The 24644-nt window shown below is 70.6% G+C and carries 24 protein-coding genes; 15 read left to right on the top strand and 9 right to left on the bottom strand.

Annotation, left to right across the window (positions count from 1 at the left end; all coding sequences use genetic code 11):
• On the bottom strand, nt 1-267 hold the full coding sequence (locus LE548_RS18230) for a DUF2530 domain-containing protein (protein ID WP_225097927.1): 267 nt from the start codon (nt 265-267) through the stop codon (nt 1-3).
• Between the two features lie 171 nt (nt 268-438).
• On the opposite strand from LE548_RS18230, the gene LE548_RS18225 reads away from it, so the two are divergent.
• Complete coding sequence (locus tag LE548_RS18225; protein WP_225097926.1) at nt 439-1887, top strand: NCS2 family permease; 1449 nt, start codon at nt 439-441, stop codon at nt 1885-1887.
• Here LE548_RS18225 and LE548_RS18220 read toward each other — a convergent pair.
• Entirely contained in the window at nt 1880-2080 is a 201-nt protein-coding gene (locus LE548_RS18220) for a BrnA antitoxin family protein (protein WP_225097925.1), read from the bottom strand. The two genes, LE548_RS18225 and LE548_RS18220, sit on opposite strands and share 8 nt — an antisense overlap.
• A gap of 155 nt (nt 2081-2235) precedes the next feature.
• Between LE548_RS18220 and LE548_RS18215 the strand changes: the two genes are divergently transcribed.
• From LE548_RS18215 to LE548_RS18205, 3 genes are all read left to right on the top strand, one after another.
• Nucleotides 2236-2679 (top strand): MarR family winged helix-turn-helix transcriptional regulator, encoded by a 444-nt coding sequence (locus tag LE548_RS18215; protein ID WP_225097924.1) that lies wholly within the window; start codon nt 2236-2238, stop codon nt 2677-2679.
• Nucleotides 2680-2706: 27 nt separating this feature from the next.
• The gene (locus tag LE548_RS18210) at nt 2707-4044 is read left to right on the top strand and encodes an MFS transporter (protein WP_374116125.1); all 1338 of its coding nucleotides are present in this window, start codon (nt 2707-2709) and stop codon (nt 4042-4044) included.
• Nucleotides 4045-4178: 134 nt separating this feature from the next.
• Nucleotides 4179-5348: a TIGR03118 family protein gene (locus LE548_RS18205; protein WP_225097923.1), complete on the top strand. Its 1170-nt coding sequence runs from the start codon at nt 4179-4181 to the stop codon at nt 5346-5348.
• Nucleotides 5349-5389: 41 nt separating this feature from the next.
• On the opposite strand, the gene LE548_RS18200 is transcribed toward LE548_RS18205, so the two are convergent.
• A complete protein-coding gene (locus tag LE548_RS18200) occupies nt 5390-5914 on the bottom strand; it encodes a GNAT family N-acetyltransferase (protein WP_225097922.1) in 525 nt (174 codons plus the stop codon).
• Between the two features lie 38 nt (nt 5915-5952).
• Between LE548_RS18200 and thpR the strand changes: the two genes are divergently transcribed.
• Nucleotides 5953-6525 (top strand): RNA 2',3'-cyclic phosphodiesterase, encoded by a 573-nt coding sequence (thpR, locus tag LE548_RS18195; RefSeq protein WP_225097921.1) that lies wholly within the window; start codon nt 5953-5955, stop codon nt 6523-6525.
• 212 nt (nt 6526-6737) lie between these two features.
• Here thpR and LE548_RS18190 read toward each other — a convergent pair whose 3' ends face one another.
• Nucleotides 6738-7733, bottom strand: coding sequence for an aldo/keto reductase (locus LE548_RS18190; RefSeq protein ID WP_225097920.1), 996 nt, complete (start codon nt 7731-7733; stop codon nt 6738-6740).
• A 95-nt stretch (nt 7734-7828) separates the two neighbouring features.
• On the opposite strand from LE548_RS18190, the gene LE548_RS18185 reads away from it, so the two are divergent.
• Complete coding sequence (locus tag LE548_RS18185) at nt 7829-8932, top strand: hypothetical protein (RefSeq protein ID WP_225097919.1); 1104 nt, start codon at nt 7829-7831, stop codon at nt 8930-8932.
• On the opposite strand, the gene LE548_RS18180 is transcribed toward LE548_RS18185, so the two are convergent.
• On the bottom strand, nt 8929-9513 hold the full coding sequence (locus LE548_RS18180) for a Uma2 family endonuclease (protein ID WP_225097918.1): 585 nt from the start codon (nt 9511-9513) through the stop codon (nt 8929-8931). The two genes, LE548_RS18185 and LE548_RS18180, sit on opposite strands and share 4 nt — an antisense overlap.
• 88 nt (nt 9514-9601) lie before the next feature.
• Nucleotides 9602-10285, bottom strand: a complete 684-nt coding sequence (locus LE548_RS18175) for a GDSL-type esterase/lipase family protein (RefSeq protein WP_225097917.1) — start codon at nt 10283-10285, stop codon at nt 9602-9604.
• 89 nt (nt 10286-10374) lie between these two features.
• Here LE548_RS18175 and LE548_RS18170 point away from each other — a divergent pair, with 89 nt between their 5' ends.
• On the top strand, nt 10375-11361 hold the full coding sequence (locus LE548_RS18170) for a WD40 repeat domain-containing protein (protein WP_225097916.1): 987 nt from the start codon (nt 10375-10377) through the stop codon (nt 11359-11361).
• A 4-nt stretch (nt 11362-11365) separates the two neighbouring features.
• Here LE548_RS18170 and LE548_RS18165 read toward each other — a convergent pair whose 3' ends face one another.
• Complete coding sequence (locus LE548_RS18165) at nt 11366-11824, bottom strand: PPOX class F420-dependent oxidoreductase (RefSeq protein WP_225097915.1); 459 nt, start codon at nt 11822-11824, stop codon at nt 11366-11368.
• A 156-nt stretch (nt 11825-11980) separates the two neighbouring features.
• Between LE548_RS18165 and LE548_RS18160 the strand changes: the two genes are divergently transcribed.
• A complete protein-coding gene (locus LE548_RS18160; RefSeq protein ID WP_225097914.1) occupies nt 11981-13510 on the top strand; it encodes a cellulase family glycosylhydrolase in 1530 nt (509 codons plus the stop codon).
• 115 nt (nt 13511-13625) lie between these two features.
• Here LE548_RS18160 and LE548_RS18155 read toward each other — a convergent pair whose 3' ends face one another.
• Nucleotides 13626-14345, bottom strand: coding sequence for a hypothetical protein (locus LE548_RS18155; RefSeq protein ID WP_225097913.1), 720 nt, complete (start codon nt 14343-14345; stop codon nt 13626-13628).
• 401 nt (nt 14346-14746) lie between these two features.
• Here LE548_RS18155 and LE548_RS18150 point away from each other — a divergent pair, with 401 nt between their 5' ends.
• Nucleotides 14747-14953: a hypothetical protein gene (locus LE548_RS18150; RefSeq protein ID WP_225097912.1), complete on the top strand. Its 207-nt coding sequence runs from the start codon at nt 14747-14749 to the stop codon at nt 14951-14953.
• 104 nt (nt 14954-15057) lie between these two features.
• Here the strand turns inward: LE548_RS18150 and serC are convergent, their stop codons facing one another.
• On the bottom strand, nt 15058-16176 hold the full coding sequence (gene serC / locus LE548_RS18145; protein ID WP_225097911.1) for a phosphoserine transaminase: 1119 nt from the start codon (nt 16174-16176) through the stop codon (nt 15058-15060).
• A 168-nt stretch (nt 16177-16344) separates the two neighbouring features.
• Between serC and LE548_RS18140 the strand changes: the two genes are divergently transcribed.
• From LE548_RS18140 to LE548_RS18115, 6 genes are all read left to right on the top strand, one after another.
• Nucleotides 16345-19386, top strand: a complete 3042-nt coding sequence (locus LE548_RS18140) for an FAD-binding and (Fe-S)-binding domain-containing protein (protein ID WP_225097910.1) — start codon at nt 16345-16347, stop codon at nt 19384-19386.
• On the top strand, nt 19377-20141 hold the full coding sequence (locus LE548_RS18135; protein ID WP_225098133.1) for a metallophosphoesterase: 765 nt from the start codon (nt 19377-19379) through the stop codon (nt 20139-20141). The genes LE548_RS18140 and LE548_RS18135 overlap by 10 nt, the downstream gene beginning before the upstream one ends.
• A 213-nt stretch (nt 20142-20354) precedes the next feature.
• Nucleotides 20355-20495, top strand: a complete 141-nt coding sequence (locus LE548_RS18130; RefSeq protein ID WP_225097909.1) for a hypothetical protein — start codon at nt 20355-20357, stop codon at nt 20493-20495.
• 96 nt (nt 20496-20591) lie between these two features.
• Entirely contained in the window at nt 20592-22613 is a 2022-nt protein-coding gene (locus LE548_RS18125; protein ID WP_225097908.1) for an ABC transporter ATP-binding protein, read from the top strand.
• Nucleotides 22614-22744: 131 nt separating this feature from the next.
• On the top strand, nt 22745-23740 hold the full coding sequence (locus LE548_RS18120; RefSeq protein ID WP_225097907.1) for a DMT family transporter: 996 nt from the start codon (nt 22745-22747) through the stop codon (nt 23738-23740).
• Nucleotides 23741-23865: 125 nt separating this feature from the next.
• Nucleotides 23866-24644: TIGR03084 family metal-binding protein (locus tag LE548_RS18115; protein WP_225097906.1), on the top strand; the 779-nt coding region annotated here is incomplete at its 3' end.

The raw sequence follows: 24644 nt of genomic DNA, 5'->3' as shown, positions 1-24644 counted from the left end.
CTACTTCGCCGTCGTCGCCTTCAGCGCCGCTGCCCGCTTGATCGCGGCGTCGCGCTTCCTGACGTACCAGATCCCGATCAGCCCCAGCCCGCCTCCGGCCAGGCAGGTCCACAGCCACCACAGGTGACCGTGGGAGTGGAACCAGCCGTAGAACGGCAGCTGGACCAGGAAGAGCACGAACCACACGATCGTGCCGCCGGTGATGGTGGCGACCACGGGGCCCTCCAGGGGCTCCGGCGCCTCGTGCTTCGGGGTCCACTTCGCCATGGGCACAGCTTAAGCGCCGCCCCTTTCTGAGCGCCTTCTACGGCGGTCTACGCGCGGAGATAGCGATCTAGCACTCATACGTTCATACTGAAACCGTTTGTCTTTGTCCATATCTGCTCGTATGAAACTCCAACGGGGCTCGGGGGAACCCCGTAGGAGATGAGGTCACGCATGTCCACCTCGGCACCTGCCAAGGTCCCCACCCCCGAGAAGCCGGGCGGTGCGCCCCAGAGCGGGCTCGACCGCTACTTCAAGATCTCCGAGCGTGGCAGCTCCGTCGCCCGGGAGATCCGGGGCGGTTTCGCCACCTTCTTCGCGATGGCGTACATCATCGTGCTGAACCCGATCATCCTCAGCAGCGCGAAGGACATGCACGGGCACCATCTGGACAACGGTCAGCTGGTGACGGCGACCGCGCTGACGGCCGCGTTCACCACGCTGCTCATGGGCGTCATCGGCAATGTGCCGATCGCGCTCGCGGCCGGCCTCGGGGTGAACTCGGTCGTCGCGCTCCAGCTCGCGCCCCGGATGTCCTGGCCGGACGCCATGGGCATGGTCGTGCTGGCCGGTTTCGTGGTCATGCTGCTGGTCGCCACGGGTCTGCGTGAGCGCGTGATGAACGCCGTGCCGTTCGGGCTGCGCAAGGCGATCTCGATCGGTATCGGCCTGTTCATCATGCTGATCGGCCTGGTCGACTCCGGCTTCGTCACCCGCATGCCCGACATCGCCCAGACCACCGTCCCGGTCCAGCTCGGCACCGGCGGTCACCTGCACGGCTGGCCGGTGCTGGTCTTCATCCTCGGTGTGCTGCTGACCTTCGCGCTGATCGTCCGCAAGACGCCGGGCGCGATCCTGATCTCGATCGTCGGCATGACCGTCCTCGCGGTGATCCTCAACGCGGTCACCACGATCCCGTCCTGGGGCCTGACCGTCCCGAAGTGGCCCGGCAACCCGGTCTCCACCCCCGACTTCGGCCTGATCGGCCACGTCAGCCTGTTCGGCGGCTTCCACAAGGTCGGCGTGCTGACCGGCATCCTGTTCGTCTTCACGGTCCTGCTGTCGTGCTTCTTCGACGCGATGGGCACGATCATGGGCGTCAGCGACGAGGCCAAGCTGACCGACGCCGAGGGCTACATGCCCGGCATCAACAAGGTCCTCTTCATCGACGGCCTCGCGGTCGCGGCGGGCGGTGCCAGCTCCTCCTCGGCCACCACCGCGTTCGTGGAGTCCACGGCCGGTGTCGGCGAGGGTGCCCGCACGGGCCTCGCGAACGTCGTCACGGGCGGTCTCTTCGCCGTCGCGCTGTTCCTCACCCCGGTCGCCACGATGGTTCCGTCCCAGGCGGCCACCCCGGCGCTGGTCGCGGTCGGCTTCCTGATCCTGTCGAACTCGATCAAGGAGATCGACTGGGCGGACTACACGATCGCCATCCCGGCCTTCGTGACGATGCTGATGATGCCGTTCACCTACTCGATCACCAACGGCATCGGCATGGGCTTCATCACCTTCACGGTGCTGCGCCTGGCCGCCGGCCGGGGCCGGGAGATCCCGGTGCCGATGTACCTCGTCTCGGCGGTCTTCGCCTTCTACTACCTGATGCCGGCCCTGGGCCTCACGTGATCGGCCGGGGCTCGGAGACCCCGTAGAACTTCTCCGTCTCCTCGACGGCGGCCTGGAACCGCTCGTCGAAGTCATCGCGAATGAGCGTCCGGACGACATAGTCCTGGACGCTCATTCCTCTTTTCGCCGCGTGGTGCCGGAGCCGTTCGAGCAGCTCCCCGTCTATCCGCAGGCTGAGCACACTGGTCCCCATGCGTACGAGGGTCGCCACATCCGGCCGGCCGATGGGTCGCTTTCCGCAATCGGCTCACCCGTATGGGTGAGTGAAGGGTTCAGTGGCCGAGGTCACGGGCATGGCTCCAGCGGGACGCTAGTCCTTAGCGAGGGTAATGAGTTACTCTAAAGAACATGCCGGATCTGGACCTCTCCCACGGTGACGACGTTGCCGCCGTGAACGCCCTCCGCTCCGCCGTGATGCGGCTGAGCCGTCGGCTCAAGCATCAGCGGGTCGACGAGTCGCTGAGCCCGACCGAGATGTCGGTGCTCGGCACCCTCTCCCGCTGCGGCTCGGCCACCCCGGGCGAGCTCGCCCGCAAGGAGCACGTCCAGCCGCCGTCGATGACCCGCATCGTCGCGCTGCTCGAAGCCAAGGGGCTGGTCCGGCTGGAGCCGCACCCCGAGGACCGGCGCCAGAAGGTCGTCACCCAGACCGAACAGGCCGAGGCGATGCTCGAAGAGAGCCGCCGCAAGCGCAACGCGTTCCTGGCCGGCCTGGCCGAGGGCCTCGACGAGGACGAGTGGGCCAAGCTGCGCGCCGCCGCCCCCGTGCTGGAGAAGCTCGCACACCTGTAAGAAACCGTCGCAAGGAGGCGAACCCTTTTGAGTACGGGACCCGGAGTAGATTCCGCCCCCGCACCGACCACCCACAACTCCCGTAAGTCCTCGATGTTCAGCTCGCTGCGGATCAGGAACTACCGCCTCTTCTTCCTCGGCCAGGTCGTCTCCAACACCGGCACGTGGATGCAGCGCATCGCCCAGGACTGGCTCGTCCTCAGCCTCACCGGCTCCTCCGCCGCCGTAGGCATCACGACGGCCCTGCAGTTCCTGCCGATGCTGCTCTTCGGCCTCTACGGTGGTGTCCTGGTCGACCGCCTCCCCAAGCGCCCCACGCTGCTGGTGACCCAGGCGTCGATGGCCGTGACGGGCCTGGCGCTCGCCGCGCTGACCCTCACCGGGCAGGTCCAGGTCTGGCACGTGTACGTCGCCGCGTTCGCCGTCGGCCTCGCGACCGTGGTGGACAACCCGGCCCGCCAGTCCTTCGTCTCCGAGATGGTCGGCCCCGAGCAGCTGCAGAACGCGGTCAGCCTGAACTCGGCGAACTTCCAGTCCGCCCGGCTGATCGGCCCGGCCGTCGCCGGTCTGATGATCACCGGCGTGGGCACCGGCTGGGCGTTTCTCGCCAACGGTCTGTCCTTCGCCGCCCCCATCACCGGCCTGCTGCTGATGCGCGCCCGCGAGCTGCATGTCGTCCAGCGCACCCCGCGCGGCAAGGGCCAGCTCCGCGAAGGCCTCCAGTACGTGGCCGGCCGCCCGGAGCTGATCTGGCCGATCGTGCTGGTCGGCTTCATCGGCACCTTCGGCTTCAACTTCCCGGTCTGGCTGTCGGCCTACGCCCAGCACATCTTCCACGCCGGCGCCGGCGCCTACAGCCTCTTCAACACCCTGATGGCCGTCGGCTCGCTGGTCGGCGCGCTGCTGGCCGCCCGGCGCGGCACGGCCCGGCTGCGCGTCCTGATCGCCGCCGCGCTGGCCTTCGGCGCGCTGGAGATCGTGGCCGCGCTGGCACCGTCGTACGGGCTGTTCGCGCTGCTCATGGTCCCGATCGGGATCTTCGGCCTCACGGTGAACGTCACGGCGAACACCGCCGTCCAGATGGCCACCGACCCGGCCATGCGCGGCCGGGTGATGGCCCTGTTCATGATGGTCTTCATGGGCGGTACGCCGCTGGGCGCGCCGGTCGTCGGCTGGATCACCGACACCTACGGCGCCCGGGTCGGCTTCGCCCTCGGCGGCATCGTCTCGGCCGCCGCGGCCGGTGCGATCGGTTTGATCCTGGTCCGCATCGGCGGGCTGCGTCTGACGGTGGGCTGGCATCGGGGCCACCCTCGGGTCCGCTTCGTCCCGAGAGAGCGGGAGGAACTGGCGACGGCGGCGTAGGGCTGTGGCGTAGTGCCTCGGCCTAGGGCCGTATGGATGCGTGTCTGCGTGTCGATCGCGGGCGTGATTGTCCCATATGAGATGACTTCTGACGATATGTCCTCTCGGGAATCGTATGGGACAGGAGCATCCACATGGCATCACAGACATCGACCCCAAGACCCCGCTCCCGCGTACGGCTGCTGACGGCGGTCGCGCTGACCCTGGGCACGGTCGGCGCGCTCGCCGCCGCCGGGCCGTCCGGGGCCGTGGGCGGGCCGCCGGGCGGCGACCACGGCTTCCGGGAGCGCGACCTCGTCTCCGACCTCGCGAACCGAGCGGAGGTGCAGGACAAGAACCTCCAGAACCCCTGGGGGTTGGTGCGCACGACGGACGGTTCGATCAGGGTCTCCAACAACGCGACCAATACGTCCACGGTGTACTCGGGCGCCCGGGACGACCGGCCGGTCGTCGTCGGCTCGCCCGTCGTGCAGCTCCCCGACAACGCCGACCCGACCGGGGTCGTACGCAACGACACCGACGACTTCCGCTTCAGCTCCACCCCCTCCGGAAAGACCCACCCCGCGCGGTTCATCTACGCCGGGGAGAACGGCGGCCTCTTCGCCTTCAACCCCCGGGTCCTCCCGACGCAGGCCGTCCAGGTCGCCCAGGAGGACGACGCGGTCTTCAAGGGCCTGACCCTCGTGGACAGCGAGAAGAGGGAGACGAAGCAGCACGGGCACCGGCAGCCGCGCATCCTCGTCGCGAACTTCCGTGACGCCCGCATCGACGTCTTCGGCACCGACTTCAAGCTGATCCCGCAGCCCGCCGACGCGTTCCAGGACCCGAGCCTCCCCCCGGGCTTCGCGCCGTTCGACGTCAAGAACATCGGTGACCGGATCTTCGTCACCTACGCCCTCCAGAACGCGGACAAGCACGACGACGTCGCCGGACCGGGCAACGGCTTCATCAACGTGTTCAGCACCAAGGGCAAGCTGCTCCAGCGCTTCGCCAGCGGGGGCGTGCCCACCTCGCCGCTCAACTCGCCCTGGGGCCTGGAGGTGGCACCCAAGAAGTTCGGGAAGTTCGGCGGCGACCTCCTCGTCGGCAACTTCGGCGACGGCCGCATCCACGCGTTCGACCTGCGGACCGGCCGCTTCGAGGGGACCCTGGACAACCCCGCCGGGCAGCCGATCGTGATCAACGGCCTGTGGGGGCTGCAACGGGGCACCGCCAAGTCCGGCGGCGAGAACAGCGTCTGGTTCGCCGCGGGCATCAACGACGAACAGGACGGGCTGCTCGGCACCCTGCGCGCCGAGCGCTGATCCGCCGGCCTTTCCCGCACCCGGGAGTGCTCGCCCGGCGGTCACACCCGCCGGGCGAGCACCTGCCCCGGCCAGTCCCCGTTCGCGCCGGAGGCGTAGGTCTCGGTCGGCGTGAAGCCGTTGGCCCGGTAATAGGCCACGAGCTTGCCGTCGCCGCCCGCGTAGCAGTCCACGCGCAGCAGCCCGACCCCGGCCCGCCGGGTCTCCTCGGCCGCGTGCGCGAGCAGCGCCGCACCGGCGCCCCGCCCCTTGAAACGGCGGTCGGAGGCGAGCCAGTGGATGTACCGCTCGGGCTCGCCGGGCGGCGGAAGGTGGGACAGATAGTCGCCGGGAGCGTCACTGAGAGTGAGTGTGGCGGCCGGTACGCCGTCGACCTCGGCGATGTACGTACGGCCCTTGCCCATGTACCCGGCGACCGAGTCCGCCACCCTCGGGTTCTCCGACATCGGCTCGCTTCCCCACTGGCCGGTGCGGCCCTGCGCGACCAGCCACTCCACACAGCTGTCGAGCATGCGGAGTATCACGGGAAGATCGTCGGGTCCGCCGTCACGAATGATGATCGTCATGCAGCCATCATGCCCACCGGGTCTGCGAAGGTGAAGGCATGAGACTCTTCGCCGCGGTGCTCCCTCCTGACCACGTCGTCCATGAACTCGCCGCCGAAATCGCCAAGTTGAAGAGGCTGCCCGGCGCGGAAGGGCTGCGCTGGACCAACCGGCCGGGCTGGCACTTCACCCTCGCCTTCTACGGCGAGGTCGCCGACGATCTCGTACCCGACCTGTCGGACCGCCTGTCCCGGGCGGCCCGCCGCACGGACCCCTTCGACCTGGCCCTCTCCGGCGGCGGCCAGTTCGGGCACGGCAAGGCCCTGTGGACGGGCGCCTACGGCGGGGTGGAGGCGATGCGGCTGCTGGCCGAGCGGGCCGAGGCGGCGGCACGCAAGGCGGGGCTGCCGATGGAGGAGCACCGGCGGTACAAGGCGCACCTGACCGTGGCGCGGAGCCGGGACTCGATGGACGTACGGCCCTTCGTCGATCTGCTCCGGGGTTTCACCAGCACGACCTGGACGGTGAGCGAGCTGGCGCTGGTGCGCAGCAACCTGCCACGGTCCGGGGTGCCGGGCGAGCAGCCGCGCTATGAGGTGGTCGCCCGCTGGGCACTGGGCGCAGGCCGCTAGGCTCGATGGCGTGGACCCGAAAACCCGGAACCGGATCATGGCCGGTGTGCTTGTGCTGATGTTTGTGGTGGTGGCTGTTTCGGCGGCTGTCAGGTAGGAGCGGCGGGGAACTGTGGCCGGTTCTTCGGCTGCGGGCCGTCGGTGGCCGGTCGCGCAGTTCCCCGCGCCCCTTGGGGGCGCTGCCCCTCACGGGGCTGCCAGGAGAATCCGCCCTACCAGGCGAAGGCCTCCGGCGACGGCCCCGGGCCCGGGAACACCTCGTCCAGGCCCGCCAGCAGCTCCTCGCTCAGCTTCAGCTCGACGGCACGCAGCGCCGACTCCAGCTGCTCAGCGGTACGCGGGCCGACGATCGGGCCGGTCACGCCGGGGCGGGTGAGCAGCCAGGCCAGGGCCACCTCGCCGGGCTCCAGGCCGTGCTTGTCGACCAGGTCCTCGTACGCCTGGACCCGGGCGCGGGCGGCGGGGTCGTTCAGGGTGTCGGCGGCGCGTCCGGAGGCACGGCGACCGCCCTGGACCTCCTTCTTGATGATCCCGCCCAGCAGACCCCCGTGCAGCGGGGACCAGGGGATGACCCCGAGGCCGTACTCCTGCGCGGCCGGGATGACCTCCATCTCGGCGCGGCGCTCGAACAGGTTGTACAGGCACTGCTCGCTGACCAGCCCGATGGTGCCGCCCCGGCGAACGGCGGCCTCGTTGGCCTGGGCGATCTTGTAGCCGGGGAAGTTGGAGGAGCCGACGTAGAGGATCTTGCCCTGCTGGACCAGGGTGTCGATCGCCTGCCAGATCTCCTCGAACGGGGTGTCCCGGTCGATGTGATGGAACTGGTAGAGATCGATGTGGTCGGTCTGCAGCCGCTTCAGGCTGGCGTCCACGGCCCGCCGGATGTTCAGCGCGGAGAGCTTGTCGTGGTTGGGCCAGGCCGGCTGCCCGTCGGGCGCCATGTTGGCGTAGACCTTGGTGGCGAGGACGACCTTGTCGCGCCGCCCGCCGCCCTGGGCGAACCAGTTGCCGATGATGCTCTCGGTGCGCCCCTTGTTCTCACCCCAGCCGTACACGTTGGCGGTGTCGAAGAAGTTGATGCCCGCGTCCAGGGCCGCGTCCATGATCGCGTGGCTGTCGGCCTCCTCGGTCTGCGGACCGAAGTTCATGGTCCCGAGCACGAGCCGGCTGACCTTGAGTCCCGTACGTCCTAGCTGCGTGTACTCCATGGTTCCCTAGCCAACGGCTTGAAGTGCGCTCGAAGCAAGCGTCTTTGGGGCGTGGCATAGGGTTTCGCCGAGTCGATCGTCCCCAGGGAGCCCCCGTGTCCGCTCGTGCCGCCCGGCTTCGTGCCACCGTCCCCGCGTTGCTGCCCCTGTCGGAGGCCGGCTTCCCGGAGCTGCTCGGGCGACCGGGCCGGCGGCTGCTCGCCCAGCGCACCGACGACGCGCTCGTGGTCCATCCCCTGGACGACGCGTTCGCACCGGCGGGGGAGCGGGTGCGGCTGCCCGCGCCCTGGCCGCGGCGGCGCGGGATGTGGGCGGTGGCACCGGATGCGAGCCTGGCCGTGTTCGCCGGAGTGCACGCCGTCCGCGCGGTGGAGCCGTCGGGCGCGGTCCGCTGGGAGATCCGGCACGGCTGCTGGTACGGCGCCTGCCGGGAGATGCACGAGTCGTACGAGGAGTACGCCGACAGCGCGGACCACCGCTACCCGGAGGGCGGCTCGGCCGGGTTCTCGGTGGACGGCAAGCTGGTGTGGGCGCATGTGCGCGGGCCCTTGTCCACCGGGGAGTTGAGCCCGGCCGCGATAGACGAGTGGCTGCTGCTGGACGCCGGGGACGGGCGGGTGCTCGCGCGGGCCGACGCCCAGGCGGCGGCAGCGGGCAGTCACCACTTGCCCCACCCGACCGACCCGTGGCAGATGGGGCTGAGCATCGGCGAGGGGCAGGACGGGGCGCCGTTGCGCTGGGGCGGCTGGGACGGGGAGAGGCTGGCCGTCAAGTACGTCGAGGGTGACCTGGCCCTGATGAGCGTCAGCCCCTCGGGCGAGCGGCTGATGACCGTGACCCACGATCAGGACGCCCTGGCCGTCCGCGACACGAGCGGTGTCGTGGTGGAGGGCCTGGAGTGGGACGCCGAGTCGTCTCTCCCCCGGCATCCGGACGCCGAGCCCGACAACGACGAGGCGCTTCCCTACTGGGACTGGGCGGGCGGCTTCCTGGACGAGACGACGTTGATCGGATCGACCGTGGAGGGTGATGAGGAGTGGGGGGAGGGGCGGCACTGGATCATCGACACGTCGGGGGTGCCGGTGCGGGTCGCCTACCCGGGGGCGGTGGGCGCCGGTGCGCCGGCCGCCTTGGGGGACGGGTTGTGGGTGACGGCGGCGGAGTCGGGGGAGGCGCTGCTTGTGTGGGAGTTGGGTTAATCGCGGGGGAAGTCGTCGGTTTTGAGGATGAGGTCGACGACGGTTCCGGTGAGGTCGATGTCGGTGCCGAAGTCGAATGTCTCCCTTTTCTCGTAGTCGCCGTCCTGGGGGTCGGTGTAGACGTAGCACCGCCCCACATAGGGGTCGGCGACGATGTAGACGGGGACCTCGGCCTCGGCGTAGGCGATCTTCTTCGGGCCGTAGTCGTTGGGTCCCGTGCCCTTGGAGATGACCTCGGCGACGAATTCGACGTCCTGGTAGCGCCAGCGGCCCTTCTCCTTCTTCGCCGAGTCCTTCAGCTTGGCGACATCCGGGCAGAAGGCGTTCTCATGGCCGGGGAAGTCGATGCGGACGTCCGAGAACACCTTCACGCGCATCCCGAACCTGTCCTCGATGGCCCGAACAATCCAGCGGATAATCTCCCAATGCGTGTCCCGCTGTGGCGTCATATGGACGTTGCCCCCGACGATCTCGACCCTGAATCCTTCGGGGACGGGCATACGCTCAAGCCGCTCGAACCACTCGTCCAAACGCTCGGTGTTGGCGTCGGCCATCTCGATCCTGTCTTCAAGGACGGTCATCGTGGCGCTCCTCCCCGGCCGCCCCACGGACGGGTGCAGCCGCGCGGTTCAACGATACGTACCGTGACCGGGATACGCCGTAAATCGGTCAATCCGTTCCAGCCGCGTACGCCTGTCCGACCCCCCACGCCTCCCACATCGCCCCGGCGAACGCCCCCGCGATCCGGTGTTCCCCGTTCGCGTTGGGATGCGTGCCGTCATACGTGTCGACGTGGATGTCGTACCCCTCCGGAGTCGAGGCCAGCAGCAGCGGCGACCGGGCCTCGTCCAGGTCGGCGACCGTCTTGGCGAGCAGGACGTTGAAGAGGTCCACCTGGGCGGCGAAGTCGGTGTCCTGCTCGGCCCGTATGTTCGGTATCACCGGCAGCAGGACCATGCGGATGCGCGGGTCTGCCTCCCGGGCCCCTGCGATGAAGGCGCGCACGTTCTCCGCCGTCTGCTCGGCGTTCGTGTAGAAGCCGAGGTCGATCAGGCCGAGGGAGACCAGCAGCACGTCCGCGCGGTGGGCGCGCACCGCCTCACCGATCAGCGGAGCCATGTGCAGCCAGCCCTCGCCCCAGCCCGCCAGGTGCCGGCGCGGGAAGCCGGGTTCGGCGTAGGCGTACGACACCGGGGCCTCGGCCGTCTTGTCGTACAGCTCCTCGCGCGGACCGACGAACGTGAACGGGCCGCCGTACGTCTCGCACAGGTGCCGCCACAGCCGGTGACGCCACGTGTGCTCGCCCGCGCTCCCGATCGTCATGGAGTCACCTACGGGCATGAATCTGAGCATCCGCTCATGATGGACGATCACGCATGCCCATGGAGTGTGAGGCCCACCACGTCCGCCGAACGCCCGGAGCCAATGGCAGGCTTGGGGGCATGCGCCGATCGTTCGCCCTCCTCGCCGGGTCCCTGCTCGTGGGCGCGTCGGCCGTGCCCGCCGCCTCCGCAGCCGACGACACGGCCCGCGCCGGCGATCAGGGCTTCACCCTCAAGGACCCCCGCATCGCCGAGTCCAGCGGCCTCGCCGCCTCCCACCTGCACCCCGGCATCTACTGGACGCACAACGACAGCGGCGACGGCCCGTACATCTACGCCGTCGACAGCAGGACCGGAAAGACGGTCGCCCGCGTCACCCTGCGCGGCATCGGCGCCCCGCGCGACGACGAGGCCGTCTCCATCGGGCCGGACAACCAGATCTACCTCGGCGACATCGGCGACAACTTCGGCGGCAAGTGGCCGTACGTCTGGATCTACCGGCTGCCCGAGCCGAAGGTGCTGAAGGACGAGACGGTCACCGCCACGCAGTACGTCGTGAAGTACGAGAACGGGCCCCGGGACGCCGAGTCGCTGGTCGTCCACCCGAAGACCGGGCGCGTCTACATCATCGACAAGAAGGAGGACGGCGGGCACCTGTACGAGGGCCCGGCCACCCTCTCCACCTCCGGCGCGAACATCTTCAGGCCCATCGCCGCCGTCGACCTGTGGGCCACGGACGCCGCCTTCTCGCCGGACGGACGGCAGCTGGCCGTGCGTGGCTACTTCGGCGGCATCTACTACGCCTGGAACGGCGGCCGGATCAAGCGCGAGGGCCAGCTCGACGTGCCGTTGCAGAGGCAGGGCGAGGGCGTCAGCTATTCCGTCGACGGCACCAAGCTGCTGTACAGCTCCGAGGGCGCCGACAGCGAGGTCGTGGCAGAGGACGCTCCCGGCCGATCCTCGTCCGAGTCCCCTGCGGGGAAGGGGAGTTCCGGGTCGGACGGCGGTGGCGGTTCGGGCGGCGGGAGCTACAAGGTCGGTGCCGTGATCGTCGCTGCCGGGGCGGCCGCCCTCTTCGGCCTGCGGCGGCTGCGGCGCCGGAGCTGAACCGTCACTGGTCCGGCCGGTCGAATCGATCCGTGGGCTCCGCCCACTTCCCGGGAGGCTGCTCCTGCACGGGTCGTACCTCGTAGTGCAAGGTCTCCGCGCGCATCACCTTGTGCGTGAGGGGCACCAGCAGCCCGTGCATGAACGGGTACTTGTGCCGCAGCAGTTGCGCCGCGTGCCGGTCCTCCGGACTGCCGTGCTCCAGCAGCCGGGCCCGTGCGTGGATCTCCGGGCCGGTGGGGGCGCCGCGCAGGGTGGAGGGGGCCAGCTCCACCTCGGCGTTGCTGCGCAGGCGTTTGACCTTCGAGGTGGTGCCCGGGGTGCGGAAGTAGGCGTGGTCCCCCTCGACGGCGATGTTCACCGGGGTGCCGACGCCGGTGCCGTCCCGCTTGTGGGTCGTGAGCAGGGCGGCGTACTGCTTGACGAAGGGGGCGAGCGCGGGGCTCGGGCGTGGACTGGCCATGTCTCCATGGAGACACCGGACGGCTCCTTCCTCAAGTCCAGAACGCGCACCGACGCTACTCTTGACGTGAGCATGATCCATCTGTTTGCTGGAGACACGCGGTGCGTGGGAGCGCTCCCACTCGCCCTGGGCCGCGCCTCCCGAGAGGAAAGGCACATGTTCCACAGCTTGCGAAGTGCGCTGTGTGCTGCCGCCGCCGCGCTCCTCCTTCCCCTGGCCGGTGCCCATACGGCGCACGCGGCCACCACTCCCGCAGCCGCAGCCGCACCTGGCGCCGGCTACTGGCACACCAGCGGACGGCAGATCCTGGACGCGGCCGGGCAGCCGGTGCGGATCGCCGGGGTCAACTGGTTCGGCTTCGAGACCAGCAACCAGGTGGTCCACGGCCTGTGGTCCCGGGACTACCGCAGCATGATCGACCAGATGAGATCGCTGGGCTACAACACCATCCGGCTGCCCTACAGCGACGACATCCTCAAGCCCGGCGCGGTCCCCAACAGCATCGACTTCTCGGGAGGCAAGAACGCCGACCTCCAGGGCCTGACGTCCCTCCAGGTCCTGGACAAGATCGTGGCGTACGCGGGCCAGGACGGCCTGAAGGTGATCCTGGACCGCCACCGCCCGGACGCGGGCGGCCAGTCAGCGCTCTGGTACACATCCTCCGTCCCCGAATCGACCTGGATGGCCGACCTCAAGACCCTGGCCACGCGCTATCTGGGCCAGGACACGGTGATCGGCATCGACCTGCACAACGAGCCGCACGATCCGGCCTGCTGGGGCTGCGGGGACACATCGGTCGACTGGCGCCTCGCCGCCGAGCGCGCCGGAAACGCCGTCCTGTCGGTCAACCCGAACCTGCTGATCTTCGTCGAGGGCGTGCAGTCGTACAACGGCGTGTCGGGCTGGTGGGGCGGCAACCTGATGGGCGTCGCCCAGTACCCGGTACGGCTCAACGTGGCGAACCGTCTCGTCTACTCCGCCCACGACTACGCCACCAGCGTGGCCCAGCAGAGCTGGTTCAGCGATCCGTCCTTCCCGGCCAACATGCCGGGCATCTGGGACACGTACTGGGGCTACATCTTCAAGCAGAACATCGCGCCGGTGTGGCTGGGCGAGTTCGGTACGACACTGCAGCCGACGGTGGACCAGAAGTGGCTGTCGGCACTGGTGAGTTACCTCCGCCCGACCTCGACGTACGGTGCCGACAGCTTCCAGTGGACCTTCTGGTCCTGGAACCCCGACTCCGGTGACACGGGCGGCATCCTGAAGGACGACTGGGTGACGGTGGACACGGTGAAGGACGGGTATCTGACGAGCATCAAGGCACCGTTGTTCCCGGGTAGCGGGGGTGGCGGGAGCGGCGGTGGCGGCGGCGGGGGTACGGCGGCTTCCTGCTCGGCCTCGTACGCGGTGAGCAGCGACTGGGGCAGCGGCTTCAACGCCGACGTGACGGTGACGAACACCGGTTCCACGGCGCTGACGTCCTGGAAGGTGACGTGGACGTGGAGCGGGGCTCAGAAGGTCACGAACATGTGGAACGCGTCGTACACGCAGAGCGGGGCCACGGTCACGGCGGTGAACGCCGCGCAGAACGGCACGGTGCCGGCGGGGAGTTCGGTGAGCTTCGGGTTCGGGGGCGCGCCGGGTGGAGGGGGTGTACCGAGTGTGAGCTGTACGGCGCGGTGACGGTCTGAGCGCGCGTCCGCTGGGGTGGGGCCGGTGACGGGGACGGGCGGGACCGTGTGCGCGTGCGATGGCCGCGGTCCCGCCCGCCGGGCCCGGAACTCCGGGCCCTGCTACGTCACTTCACGCACCCCGGCGCCGGGAAGGCCGTCGTGCTCGCGGGGTGGCCGCCGCCCTCCATGTTGGTGAGGAGCTTGGGGGCGGGCCCGTAGGGGTTCACGATGCGGGCGAGGAAGCCGGCGCTCTTCGGCAGTGAGGGGTGCGCGCGGTTGACGACACCGGCGACGCGCGTGCCGTCACCCTCGTCCTTGAAGAACGCCTCCGGTCCCTTGGGGCCGTTGCTCAGCACGGCGACGGTGCCGGCGCCGATGGACTGCTCCTGGATGAGGGTGCAGCCCCGTGCGTCGGGGGTGCCGACCCTGGGGAGCGCGAAGGTGTGCGTGCCGCCCTTGGCGGAGGTCACCTTGAGCGCGGGAGCGGAGCCGCCGGCCCCCACCAGGCGCAGGGTGAGGCCGCGTTCCTGGTCCGAGCCGTGGCCGCGGTCGAGCTTGGCCAGGACGCGGTACATGTAGGCGTCGCCCTGCCGCCAGTGCGCCGGCACGGCACGGATCCACGCCTCGGGGCCGCCGGCGCGGGGGTCGTCGCGCAGGACGGCGACCATGTCCTGGCCGATGGCGACGGCCTTGCCCGCGTAGCGTGCGGACGGGCCGGCGGCGGCATGGGAGGTGGTGGCGGCCGAGGCGGTCGCCACCGGCAGCAGGGCGGTGGCGCCGACGGCGCTCAGGAGCACCGAGGCGGTCAGCAGAGAACGGCGGCGGCGTGCGAACACGGATGACATGGAGGAGCTCCTCGAAGCGACGACCGGAGACACCGGAAGGAAAGGGTCTGCATGCCGCTCGTCACCGGTCCGGCGCTTCGGCGTCACTGTTCGGTGGCGAGGCGCGTCGTGGCCGGTGAGACGGGGGGTGGCGACGGAACGACGATATGCGATCGAATGGCCCATTCCAGTGCCAGAATTGTCACCGAAAATCGACAGGAACCGGAATCTTGATCTCCGTGGGCCGTGTCCGCTGCACGGACGTGTGACGTGCGGACGTGCGGACCACATTTGTCGGTGGCCTCAGGCATTGCAACCTTTTCTTACCTTACGAGTCTTCACGCTGTACGTCCTGCCCGCACAGGCGTGAGAGGCCCCCGTTGCACCAGAGGAGTCTCGTCGCCGCCCGGTCCGGTGGTGTCATGGCCGCCGTCGTCCTCGGCGGTCTGCCGGCCGCAGCCCGGCAGGCGGCGGCCGCCGGCGTCAGCTGTTCGACCAACGTCTACAAGCGGACGTTCTACAAGAACACCGCCTTCTCCGGCTCCCCGGTGAGGACCGACCCGCCCGCTCCACGAGTCTCAACCTCACCATCCCGGGCGGTGAGCACACCCTCCGCGTCGACTACGTGAACTGGACCGGCGCCGCGAAGGTCACGTTCACGTAGGGACGTCACGACGAAGGGCGCCCGGCGATTGCTCGCCGGGCGCCCTTCACCGTCGCACTCGCCGAGAGGCTAGAGCTTCTCGATCACGAAGTCGACGCACTTCGTCAGCGCCTCGACGTCCGCCGGGTCGATCGCCGGGAACATCGCGATGCGCAGCTGGTTGCGGCCGAGCTTGCGGTACGGCTCGGTGTCCACGATGCCGTTGGCGCGCAGCACCTTGGCGACGGCGGCCGCGTCGATCTCGTCGGAGAAGTCGATCGTGCCGATGACCTGCGAGCGCTTGGCCGGGTCGGTGACGAACGGGGTGGCGTACTTGGACTCCTCCGCCCAGGTGTAGAGGCGGGTCGAGGAGTCCTTCGTGCGGGCCGTGGAGAAGGCGAGGCCGCCCTGGCCGTTGAGCCACTCCAGCTGCTCGTTCAGGAGGAAGAGCGTGGCGAGGGCCGGGGTGTTGTACGTCTGGTTCTTGCGGGAGTTGTCGATCGCCGTGGGGAGCGAGAAGAACTCCGGGATGTGGCGGCCGGAGGCGTGGACGCGCTCCGCGCGCTCGATCGCGGCCGGGGAGAAGATGCCGATCCACAGGCCGCCGTCGGAGGCGAAGGACTTCTGCGGGGCGAAGTAGTAGACGTCCGTCTCCGACACGTCGACCGGGAGGCCGCCGGCGCCGGACGTGGCGTCCACGAGGACCAGCGCGCCCTCGTCGGCCCCTTCGACCCGCTTGATCGGCATGGCGACGCCGGTCGAGGTCTCGTTGTGGGTGAAGGCGTAGACGTCGACGCCCGCCTCGGCCTGCGCCTCGGGGTGGGTGCCGGGGTCGGTGGCGATGACGGTGGGCTCGGCCAGCCAGGGGGCGAGCTTGGCCGCCTTGGCGAACTTGGAGGAGAACTCGCCGAAGCTGAGGTGCTGGGACTTGTTCTCGATCAGACCGTGGGTGGCGATGTCCCAGAAGGCGGTGGAGCCGCCGTTGCCGAGGACCACCTCGTAGCCCTCGGGCAGGGAGAACAGCTCGGAGATGCCCTCGCGGACCTTGCCGACCAGGTTCTTGACGGGCGCCTGGCGGTGGGAGGTGCCCAGCAGGGACGTACCGGTGGCGGCGAGGGCGTCCAGCGCCTCGGTGCGCACCTTGGAGGGGCCCGCGCCGAAACGTCCGTCGGCGGGCTTGATGTCTGCGGGAATCTGGATGTCGGCCACGAGTCGGAGGGTATCGGTGGGCGAAACCGGGCGGAAACCATGTCCGTCCGATGAGACGAGATCTCCGGGTCGTGGACTTGTGAACTCGTACGACTGTTTGTACGACGATACGGGCGGGGCTGTGGAAAACTCGCGGTGACCGTGCGTGAGCGGATGCATCCTGGACGCATGACGGATCTCAGGGGTCGTGCGAGTCGTGCGGGTCGTGCAACGGATCTTTCCGGTCTCGAAGCGGAGCTGCGCAGAGCCGTCCGGGGCGAGGTCGGTTTCGATGTCACGTCCCGGGCGCTGGTCACCATGGACGCGTCCAATTACCGGCGTGTCCCGCTCGGTGTCGTGGCCCCCGCGGACGCCGACGACGTGGCCGCCGTGCTGGAGGTGTGCCGGGCGCGCGGGGTCCCGGTGGTGGCGCGCGGCGGGGGGACGTCGATCGCGGGACAGGCGACGGGCACGGGCGTGGTGCTGGACTTCACGCGGCACATGAACGGCCTGATCTCCATCGACCCCGACACCCGTACGGCCGTGGTCCAGCCGGGCCTCGTCCTCGACCGGCTCCAGGAGGCCGCCGCCCCGCACGGGCTGCGGTTCGGCCCCGATCCCTCGACGCACAGCAGATGCACGCTCGGCGGGATGATCGGCAACAACTCGTGCGGCTCCCACTCGGTCGCCTGGGGGACCACCGCGGACAGTGTGCGGGAGCTGTCCGTCCTCACCGCGCGCGGGCGGCGGCTGCGGCTGGGGCAGGACTGGGCCGGGGCGCCCGAGGGCCTGCGGGAGCTGGCAGAGGGCGAGCTGGCCCGGCTGCGCACCGGCTTCCCGGAGCTGCCCCGCCGGATCTCGGGGTACGCGCTGGACGCGCTGCTGCCCGAGAAGGGCGCCGACGTGGCCCGCTCCTTCTGCGGCTCGGAGGGCACGCTCGGCATCCTGACCGAGGCGGTCGTACGGCTGGTGGAGGCACCCCGCGCGCGTGCGCTGGCCGTGCTGGGGTACGGCGACGAGAGCGCGGCCGCCGAGGCCGCCGCCGGACTTCTGCCCCTCGGCCCGCTGACCGTGGAGGGCATGGCGGCCGACCTGGTGCGCTCGCCCGCCGGGCTGCCGAAGGGGGGTGCCTGGCTGTTCGTGGAGACCGGCGGGGAGTCGGCGGGGGAGGCACGCGCGCGTGCGGAGGAGATCGTCCGCACGGCCGACGTGGTGGACGCGATCGTGGTGACGGACCCCGCCGCCCAGCGGACGCTGTGGCGGATCCGCGAGGACGCGAGCGGTACGGCCACCCGGATGGCCGACGGCTCCGAGGCCTGGCCCGGCTGGGAGGACTGCGCGGTGCCGCCCGTCCGGCTCGGCGCCTATCTGCGCGACTTCCGCGCCCTGCTGTCCGCGCACGGGCTGCGCGGCACGCCGTACGGCCACTTCGGTGACGGCTGCATCCACGTCCGCATCGACTTCGACCTGCTCACCGAGGCCGGCGTCGGCCGCTTCCGCCGCTTCTCCGAGGAGCTGGCCGACCTGGTGGTGGCGCACGGCGGCTCACTGTCCGGGGAGCACGGGGACGGGCAGGCCCGCGCCGAGCTGCTGCCGCGCATGTACGGCGCCGAGACGGTCCGGCTCTTCGAGCGGGCCAAGGCCCTCTGGGACCCCGACGACCTGCTCAACCCCGGCATGCTGGTCCGCCCGGCCCCGCTGGACACCAACCTCCGCTTCTCCGCGCTCCCGGCGAAGCCCGTGGACGTGGCCTTCGGCTACCCGGCCGACGGCGGCGACTTCCGCGCGGCCGTCCGCCGCTGCGTCGGCGTGGCGAAATGCCGTACGACGACGGTGACCGGCCCCTCCGTCATGTGCCCGTCCTTCCGGGCGACCGGCGAGGAGGAGCACTCCACGCGCGGCCGGGCCCGGCTGCTGCACGAGATGCTGGCGGGCGAACTGATCACCGACGGCTGGCGCTCCACGGAGGTCCGTGACGCCCTCGACCTGTGCCTGTCCTGCAAGGGCTGCCGCTCGGACTGCCCGGTCGGCGTCGACATGGCCACCTACAAGGCGGAGTTCCTGCACCACCACTACGCCGGCCGCCGCCGCCCCGCCGCACACCACAGCATGGGCCGCCTGCCCGAGTGGCTGCGCTGGACCGCCCGCACCCACACGGCCCCGCTCCTCAACGCACTCGCCTCCCTGCGACCGCTCGCCGCCGTCGGCAAGCGCCTCGCCGGGATCGCGCCGGAACGGGAGATCCCCCGACTGGCGACACGAACGTTCACGGCGTGGTGGCGCGGCCGGGAACCCGCCCAGGCAACCGGACGGGGACCCGCCGAGGCAGCCGGGCGGGGACCTGCCGAGGCAGCCGGACGGGGACGCGTCGAGGCAGCCGGACGGGAACCTGCCGAGGCAGCCGGGCGGGGACCCGCCGAGGCAACCGGGGACCTGGTCGTGCTGTGGCCGGACACCTTCACCGAGCATCTCTCCCCGCCCGTCGGCCAGGCGGCGGTCCGGGTGCTGGAGGCCGCCGGACTGCGCGTGACCCTGCCGCCGACGCTGCTGCCGCGCGGCGGAGCGCTCGGCACCGGGCGGCCGAGGCCCGCCACCGCACTCCTCACCGCCCGCCGGGCCCGGGTCTGCTGCGGCCTGACCTACGTCTCCACCGGCCAACTGGACCGCGCCCGCACGGTGTTGCGCCGCACCCTGGACCTGATGGAGCCGGTGCTGCGGGCGCGGGTCCCGGTCGTCGTCCTGGAGCCGAGCTGTGCGGCGGCCCTGCGCACCGACCTGCCCGAGCTGCTGCCCGACGACCCCCGCGCGGCCGAACTGTCCGCGGCCGTCCTCACCTTCGCCGAGGCCCTGGAGCGGCTCGCCCCGCACTGGACCCCGCCCGCCGTCAACCGCCCGGTCGCCGGCCAGACCCACTGCCACCAGCACGCGGTGCTCGGCGACACCCCCGACCGCCGCCTGCGCGAGGCCGCGGGCCTCACCGGCGAACTGAGCGGCGGCTGCTGCGGCCTCGCGGGCAACTTCGGCTTCGAGAAAGGCCACTTCGAGGTATCGAAGGCCTGCGCGGAGGACCAGCTCCTGCCCTCGGTCCGGGAAGCGCCCGAGGAGACGCTGATCCTGGCCGACGGCTTCTCCTGCCGCACCCAGCTGGAGCAGCTGGCCGGGGTGCGGGGACGGCATCTGGCGGAGGTGCTGGCGCAGGCACTGGAGAAGGAAGCCGAGGAATCGAAGTGACCGAGGAATACGGAAGGCTGGCCGTACTGTCCGACATCCACGGCGTACTGCCCGCTCTGGAAGCGGTCCTGGCGGAGCCCGACGTGGCCGCGGCCGACCGGATCGTCCTCACCGGCGACATCGCGGCGGGCCCGCAGCCGGCCGAGGTGCTGGACCTGCTGCGGGAGCAGGGTGAGCGGGTGCTGTGGCTCGGCGGGAACGCGGACCGGGAGCTGGTGGAGTACCGGCGCGGCGAGCGCACGGAGATCCCCGACCCGATAGGCCCGTTCGCGGCCGGGGCGCTGCGGGAGGACCAGGTCGACCTCCTCGCCGCCCTGCCGAAGACGCTCACGCTGTGCGTCCGCGGCCTCGGCACGGTCCTGTTCTGCCACGCCACCCCGCGTGACGACGAGGAGCTGGTGCTGGTGGACTCCCGCCCCGACCGCTGGGCCGAAGTGTTCACCGGCCTCGCCCCCGGTATCGGCACGGTCGTCTGCGGTCACACCCACATGCCGTACGTCCGCCTCGCCCACGGCCGCCTCGTGGTCAACCCGGGCAGCGTCGGCATGCCCTACGGCCGCCCCGGCGCCCACTGGTGCCTCCTCGGCCCCGGAACCGACCTGCGGGTGACGCCGTACGACATCCCGGCGGCAGCCGCCCGGCTCACCGCGGAGTGCGCCTACCCGGACATCGCCGAGTGGGCCGATTACTACCTGCACGCCCGGCCGACGGACACGGAGGTGCTGGCCGCATGGGGAGCTGACGCCGGATCATAAGCCCGCTCTCAGGTTCATAAGAGAACTCTCAGGTTCGCACGGGTCTCTCAGGAACCACCAAGGAATCCCAAGGTATTCACAGCGCCCCTTTGCCGACTTTGCTGTTCGGGGTCGTGGGCGGCGTGTAGGTTCTTCGGTGTCGGGAGCCGGACGCGGAATTCTCGAAAAACAGAACTGAGAAACACCAGAACTGCGAAACACTAGGAGTAGGAAATGGGCTTCAACAAGCTTGTCCCGCTGCCCCCCAAGCCCAAGTCGAAGCAGCTCCCCCCGCCGCCGCACCCCAAGCCGAAGCCGCGCCCGAAGCACGCGCCGAAGCCGCTGCCCAAGCCGTTCCCCGGCCAGGACCAGTGATCCGAGGCTGAGCGGAAAGGGGTCGATGGTGCACCGTCGGCCCCTTTTTCTTCCGTTCTTTTTCGTTCGGGAAGGTGATTCCGGAAGGGGAATGCGATGAGCGACGTGGATGATGCGGGTGACGAGTTCGAGTACGAGACCCCCACCATTCCCGCCCGGACGGCATTCCGCCGTTTCTGGCCGCTGACCAAGGGTCTCAGAAAATGGCTGCTCGTCGTCTGGCTGTGCACGGTGCTCGCCGCGCTCGCCGAGACCGAGGCCGTCCTGCTGTTCGGCGACCTCACCGACCACGCCCTGGAGAAGGGCTCGCTGAGCGCGTTCTGGGCGCCGGCCCTGAAGTGGCTGGGCATCGCCGTCGTCGGCGCGCTCGTCGCGTACGCCGGCAACTCCCTGGCCGCGTGGGCCACGGAACGCTTCGTGATGCGGCTGCGCGAGCATGTCTTCGACCATGTCCAGCAACTGCCGCCGCACTTCTTCCAGCGCCACCGCCAGGGCGATCTGCTCTCCCGGCTGACCAGCGACGTCGAGGCCATCGAGACGATGGTGGTCTCCGGCCTGATCGGCGCCGCCTCGGCCGCGTTCTCCGCCCTCTTCTACGCCGCCGCCGCGTTCTGGCTGCGCTGGGATCTGGCCGCCGCCACCTTCGTCCTCGCGCCTCTGTTCTGGCTGGCCGCGCGCCGCTTCTCCGGTTCCATCAAGGACGTCTCCCGCGAGGGCCGGGTCGCCGACGGCGCGATCACCTCCGTGGTCGAGGAGTCCCTCGGCAACATCGTGCTCACCCAGGCCTACGACCGCCGGGACGCCGAACGCCGCCGGCTGAGCGAGGAGGCGAACGCCTGGTTCCGCGCCTCGGTCCGCTCCACCCGGCTCAACGAGGCCTACGAGCAGCTCGTGCAGGTCATCGAGACGGTGTGCGTGCTCGCGGTGATCGGCATCGGCGCCTGGGAGATCTCCACCGGCCGGATGACCCTCAGTCAGCTCCTCGCCTTCGCCGCCTTCCTCGGCTACCTCTACCCGCCCGTGCGCGGCCTCGCCCAGCTCGGCCTCACCGTCACCGCCGCGACGGCCGGCGCCGAGCGGCTCATCGAGATCCTGGACGTCAGCCCCTCGGTCACCGACCCGAGCGGCCCTGTGCACACCGGACGCCCGGACGGGACGGTCGAGGTCCGCGACGTCGCCTTCACCTACCCGGGCGCCGAGAGAACCGCCCTCGAAGGCCTCTCCTTCACGGTCAGCCCCGGCGAGCTGGTGATCGTCACCGGCCCGAGCGGCGCCGGAAAGTCCACGGTCTCCAAGCTCCTGCTCCGCTTCTACGACCCCGACGCCGGCGAGGTCCTGCTGGACGGCGTCCCCCTCCGGGACTTTCCCCTGGCCCGCCTCCGCGAGTACGTCACCCTGCTCCCGCAGGAGACCCTCGTCCTGCACGACACGGTCCGCGCCAACATCGCCTGCGGCCGCCCCGGCGCCAGCGACCAGGCCATCGAGGAGGCGGCCAGAGCGGCCGACGCCCACGACTTCATCGTCCGCCTCCCCGACAGCTACGACACCCGGGTCGACCCCAACTCGGCCCGCCTGTCCGGCGGCCAGCTCCAGCGCCTGGCCATCGCCCGCGCCATCCTGCGCGACGCCCCCGTCCTGGTCCTGGACGAGCCGACGACCGGCCTGGACGCGATGGCCGCGCGCAGGGTCGTCAAGCCCCTGCGCCGCCTGATGGCGGGCCGTACGACGATCATGATCACCCACGACCTCAACCTCGCCCCCGACGCCGACCGCATCCTGGTCGTGGACCGGGGCCGCATCGTCGAAACCGGCCGCCACGAGGAACTCCTGGCCAGGGGTGGCGCCTACGCCCGCCTCCACCGCTCGCAGAACAACGCGGTGATGGACACGGGCGAACTGCGCATGCCGCTGTGGGAGGAGGCGCCGGCACATCCTCATCCTCAGCCTCATCCGCTGCCTCATCCGCAGCCGCAGCCGTACGACCACGCCGCCTACGTCCCCGCACAGACATGGGTGGCGCCCCAGCCGGCCTACGAGCCCTACGGCACTGTGCCGTCGTACCTCCCCGACGGCCGCCCCCTGTTCCGAGACGAGGAGGTCTGGCGGCAAGGCATCTGATCCCGGTGTCGCAGCAGGCGTCCCACCATCCGGGACAGCCCCTTAAGGGGTTCACGCTCCTGTCGGAGTCTATTACCCTGGACCTGGTAGTACATCGCGATGGACGTACTCGATCAAGCCCAGGACTGCCCGTGACCACCGCCTCCAGCACCTCCAGCACCTCCAGCACCTTCAGTGCCTCTGGTACCTCCAGTACCTCTGGTACCTCCGGCACCGCCACGCCTGCCCCGGCGGCCCCAGTCGGAGCGCCCCGCCGTTTCGGCTCACTCGGCCCGGTCGGCCTGGTGCTGGCCGGCGGCATCTCGGTCCAGTTCGGCGGCGCGCTCGCGGTGACGCTGATGCCGAGGGCGGGCGCGCTGGGTGTCGTCACCCTGCGCCTGCTGGCGGCGGCGATCGTCCTCCTCGTGGTCTGCCGTCCCCGGCTGCGCGGCCACTCGCGTGCCGACTGGGGCACGGTGCTCGCGTTCGGCATCGCCATGGGTGCGATGAACGGCCTCTTCTACGAGGCGGTCGCCCGCATCCCGCTGGGCCCGGCGGTCACCCTTGAGGTCCTCGGTCCGCTCACCCTGTCCGTCCTGGCCTCCCGGCGGGCGATCAACGCGGTGTGGGCGGGCCTGGCCCTGCTCGGCGTGTTCCTGCTGGGCGGCGGCGGCTTCAGCGACCTGGACCCCATCGGTGTCGGATTCGCCCTGGGTGCCGGCGCCATGTGGGCGGTCTACATCCTTTTCAGCGCCCGTACGGGCCGCCGCTTCCCCCAGGCGGACGGCCTGGCCCTCGCCATGGCGGTGGCGGCACTCCTCTTCCTCCCCCTGGGCATCGCCTCGGCGGGCACTCGCCTGCTGAACCCCACCACCGTCGCCCTCGGCTCGGCGGTGGCCCTGCTCTCCTCGGTCCTCCCCTACACCCTCGAACTACTGGCCCTGCGCCGCCTCCCCGCCTCCACCTTCGCGATCCTGATGAGCCTGGAACCGGCGATCGCGGCAACGGCGGGCTTCCTGATCCTCGGCCAGTCCCTGTCGTGGACGGAGGCGGCCGCCATCACCCTGGTCATCGCGGCCAGCATCGGTGCGGTGCGGACTCAGGTGGGGCGGGGCAGGGCCCGCGTGGAGCCGGCACCGGAGGCCTGACGCCATGGGCCGCTCATGCGGCCCGTCGAGTGAGGTACCGAGCGAGGCGCCGCCTTCCCTGCCGCTTGTCACAAATTCATGCAAGCACGCTTGATTGTTTCTGTCTCCGCTGCCATGCTCGCCCCATGTCCGAGCCGACGCCCGTCTTCGACGACCTGCGTGAGGAAAGCGACCAACTCGACGGCATCGCCGCCGGGTTGAGCGAGGAGCAGTGGGCGGGGAGCACCCCCGCGCCGCGCTGGACCGTCGCCCATCAGATCGCCCATCTGCACTGGACGGACCGGGCCGCGCTGCTCGCCGTCACGGATCAGGGCGGCTTCCGTGAGCTGGCCGAGAAGGCGCTCGCGGCGCCCGGCACCTTCGTGGACGAGGGCGCCGACGAGGGCGCCCGGCTCCGACCCGCCGAGCTGCTCGCCCGATGGCGGGAGGGGCGCGCCGCACTCCAGGAGGCCCTGCGCGCGGCACCCACCGGCACGCGCTTTCCCTGGTTTGGTCCACCCATGTCGGCCGCCTCCATGGCCACCGGCCGCCTCATGGAGACCTGGGCCCACGGCCAGGACGTCGCCGACGCGCTCGGTGTGGTGCGCACACCCACGGACCGGCTCCGGCATGTGGTCCGCATCGGGGTGCGGGCCCGCGACTTCGCCCACACCGTCCACGGCCTCACCCCGCCCGCCGAGGAGTTCCGCGTCGAACTGACGGCACCCTCCGGCGCTTCGTGGACCTACGGCCCCGAAGCCGCGCCGCAGCGCGTCACCGGCCCCGCCCTCGACTTCTGCCTCCTCGTCACCCAGCGCGCCCACCGCGCCGACCTCGCCCTGACGGCCACGGGCCCGGACGCCGACCGCTGGCTCGACATCGCCCAGGCCTTCGCGGGCCCGCCCGGCGCCGGCCGCCCGCCCAA

Source organism: Streptomyces sp. CoH27, assembly GCF_020181035.1.
Taxonomy (GTDB): domain Bacteria; phylum Actinomycetota; class Actinomycetes; order Streptomycetales; family Streptomycetaceae; genus Streptomyces; species Streptomyces camelliae.
This window is presented reverse-complemented; position numbering and strand designations above follow the sequence as displayed.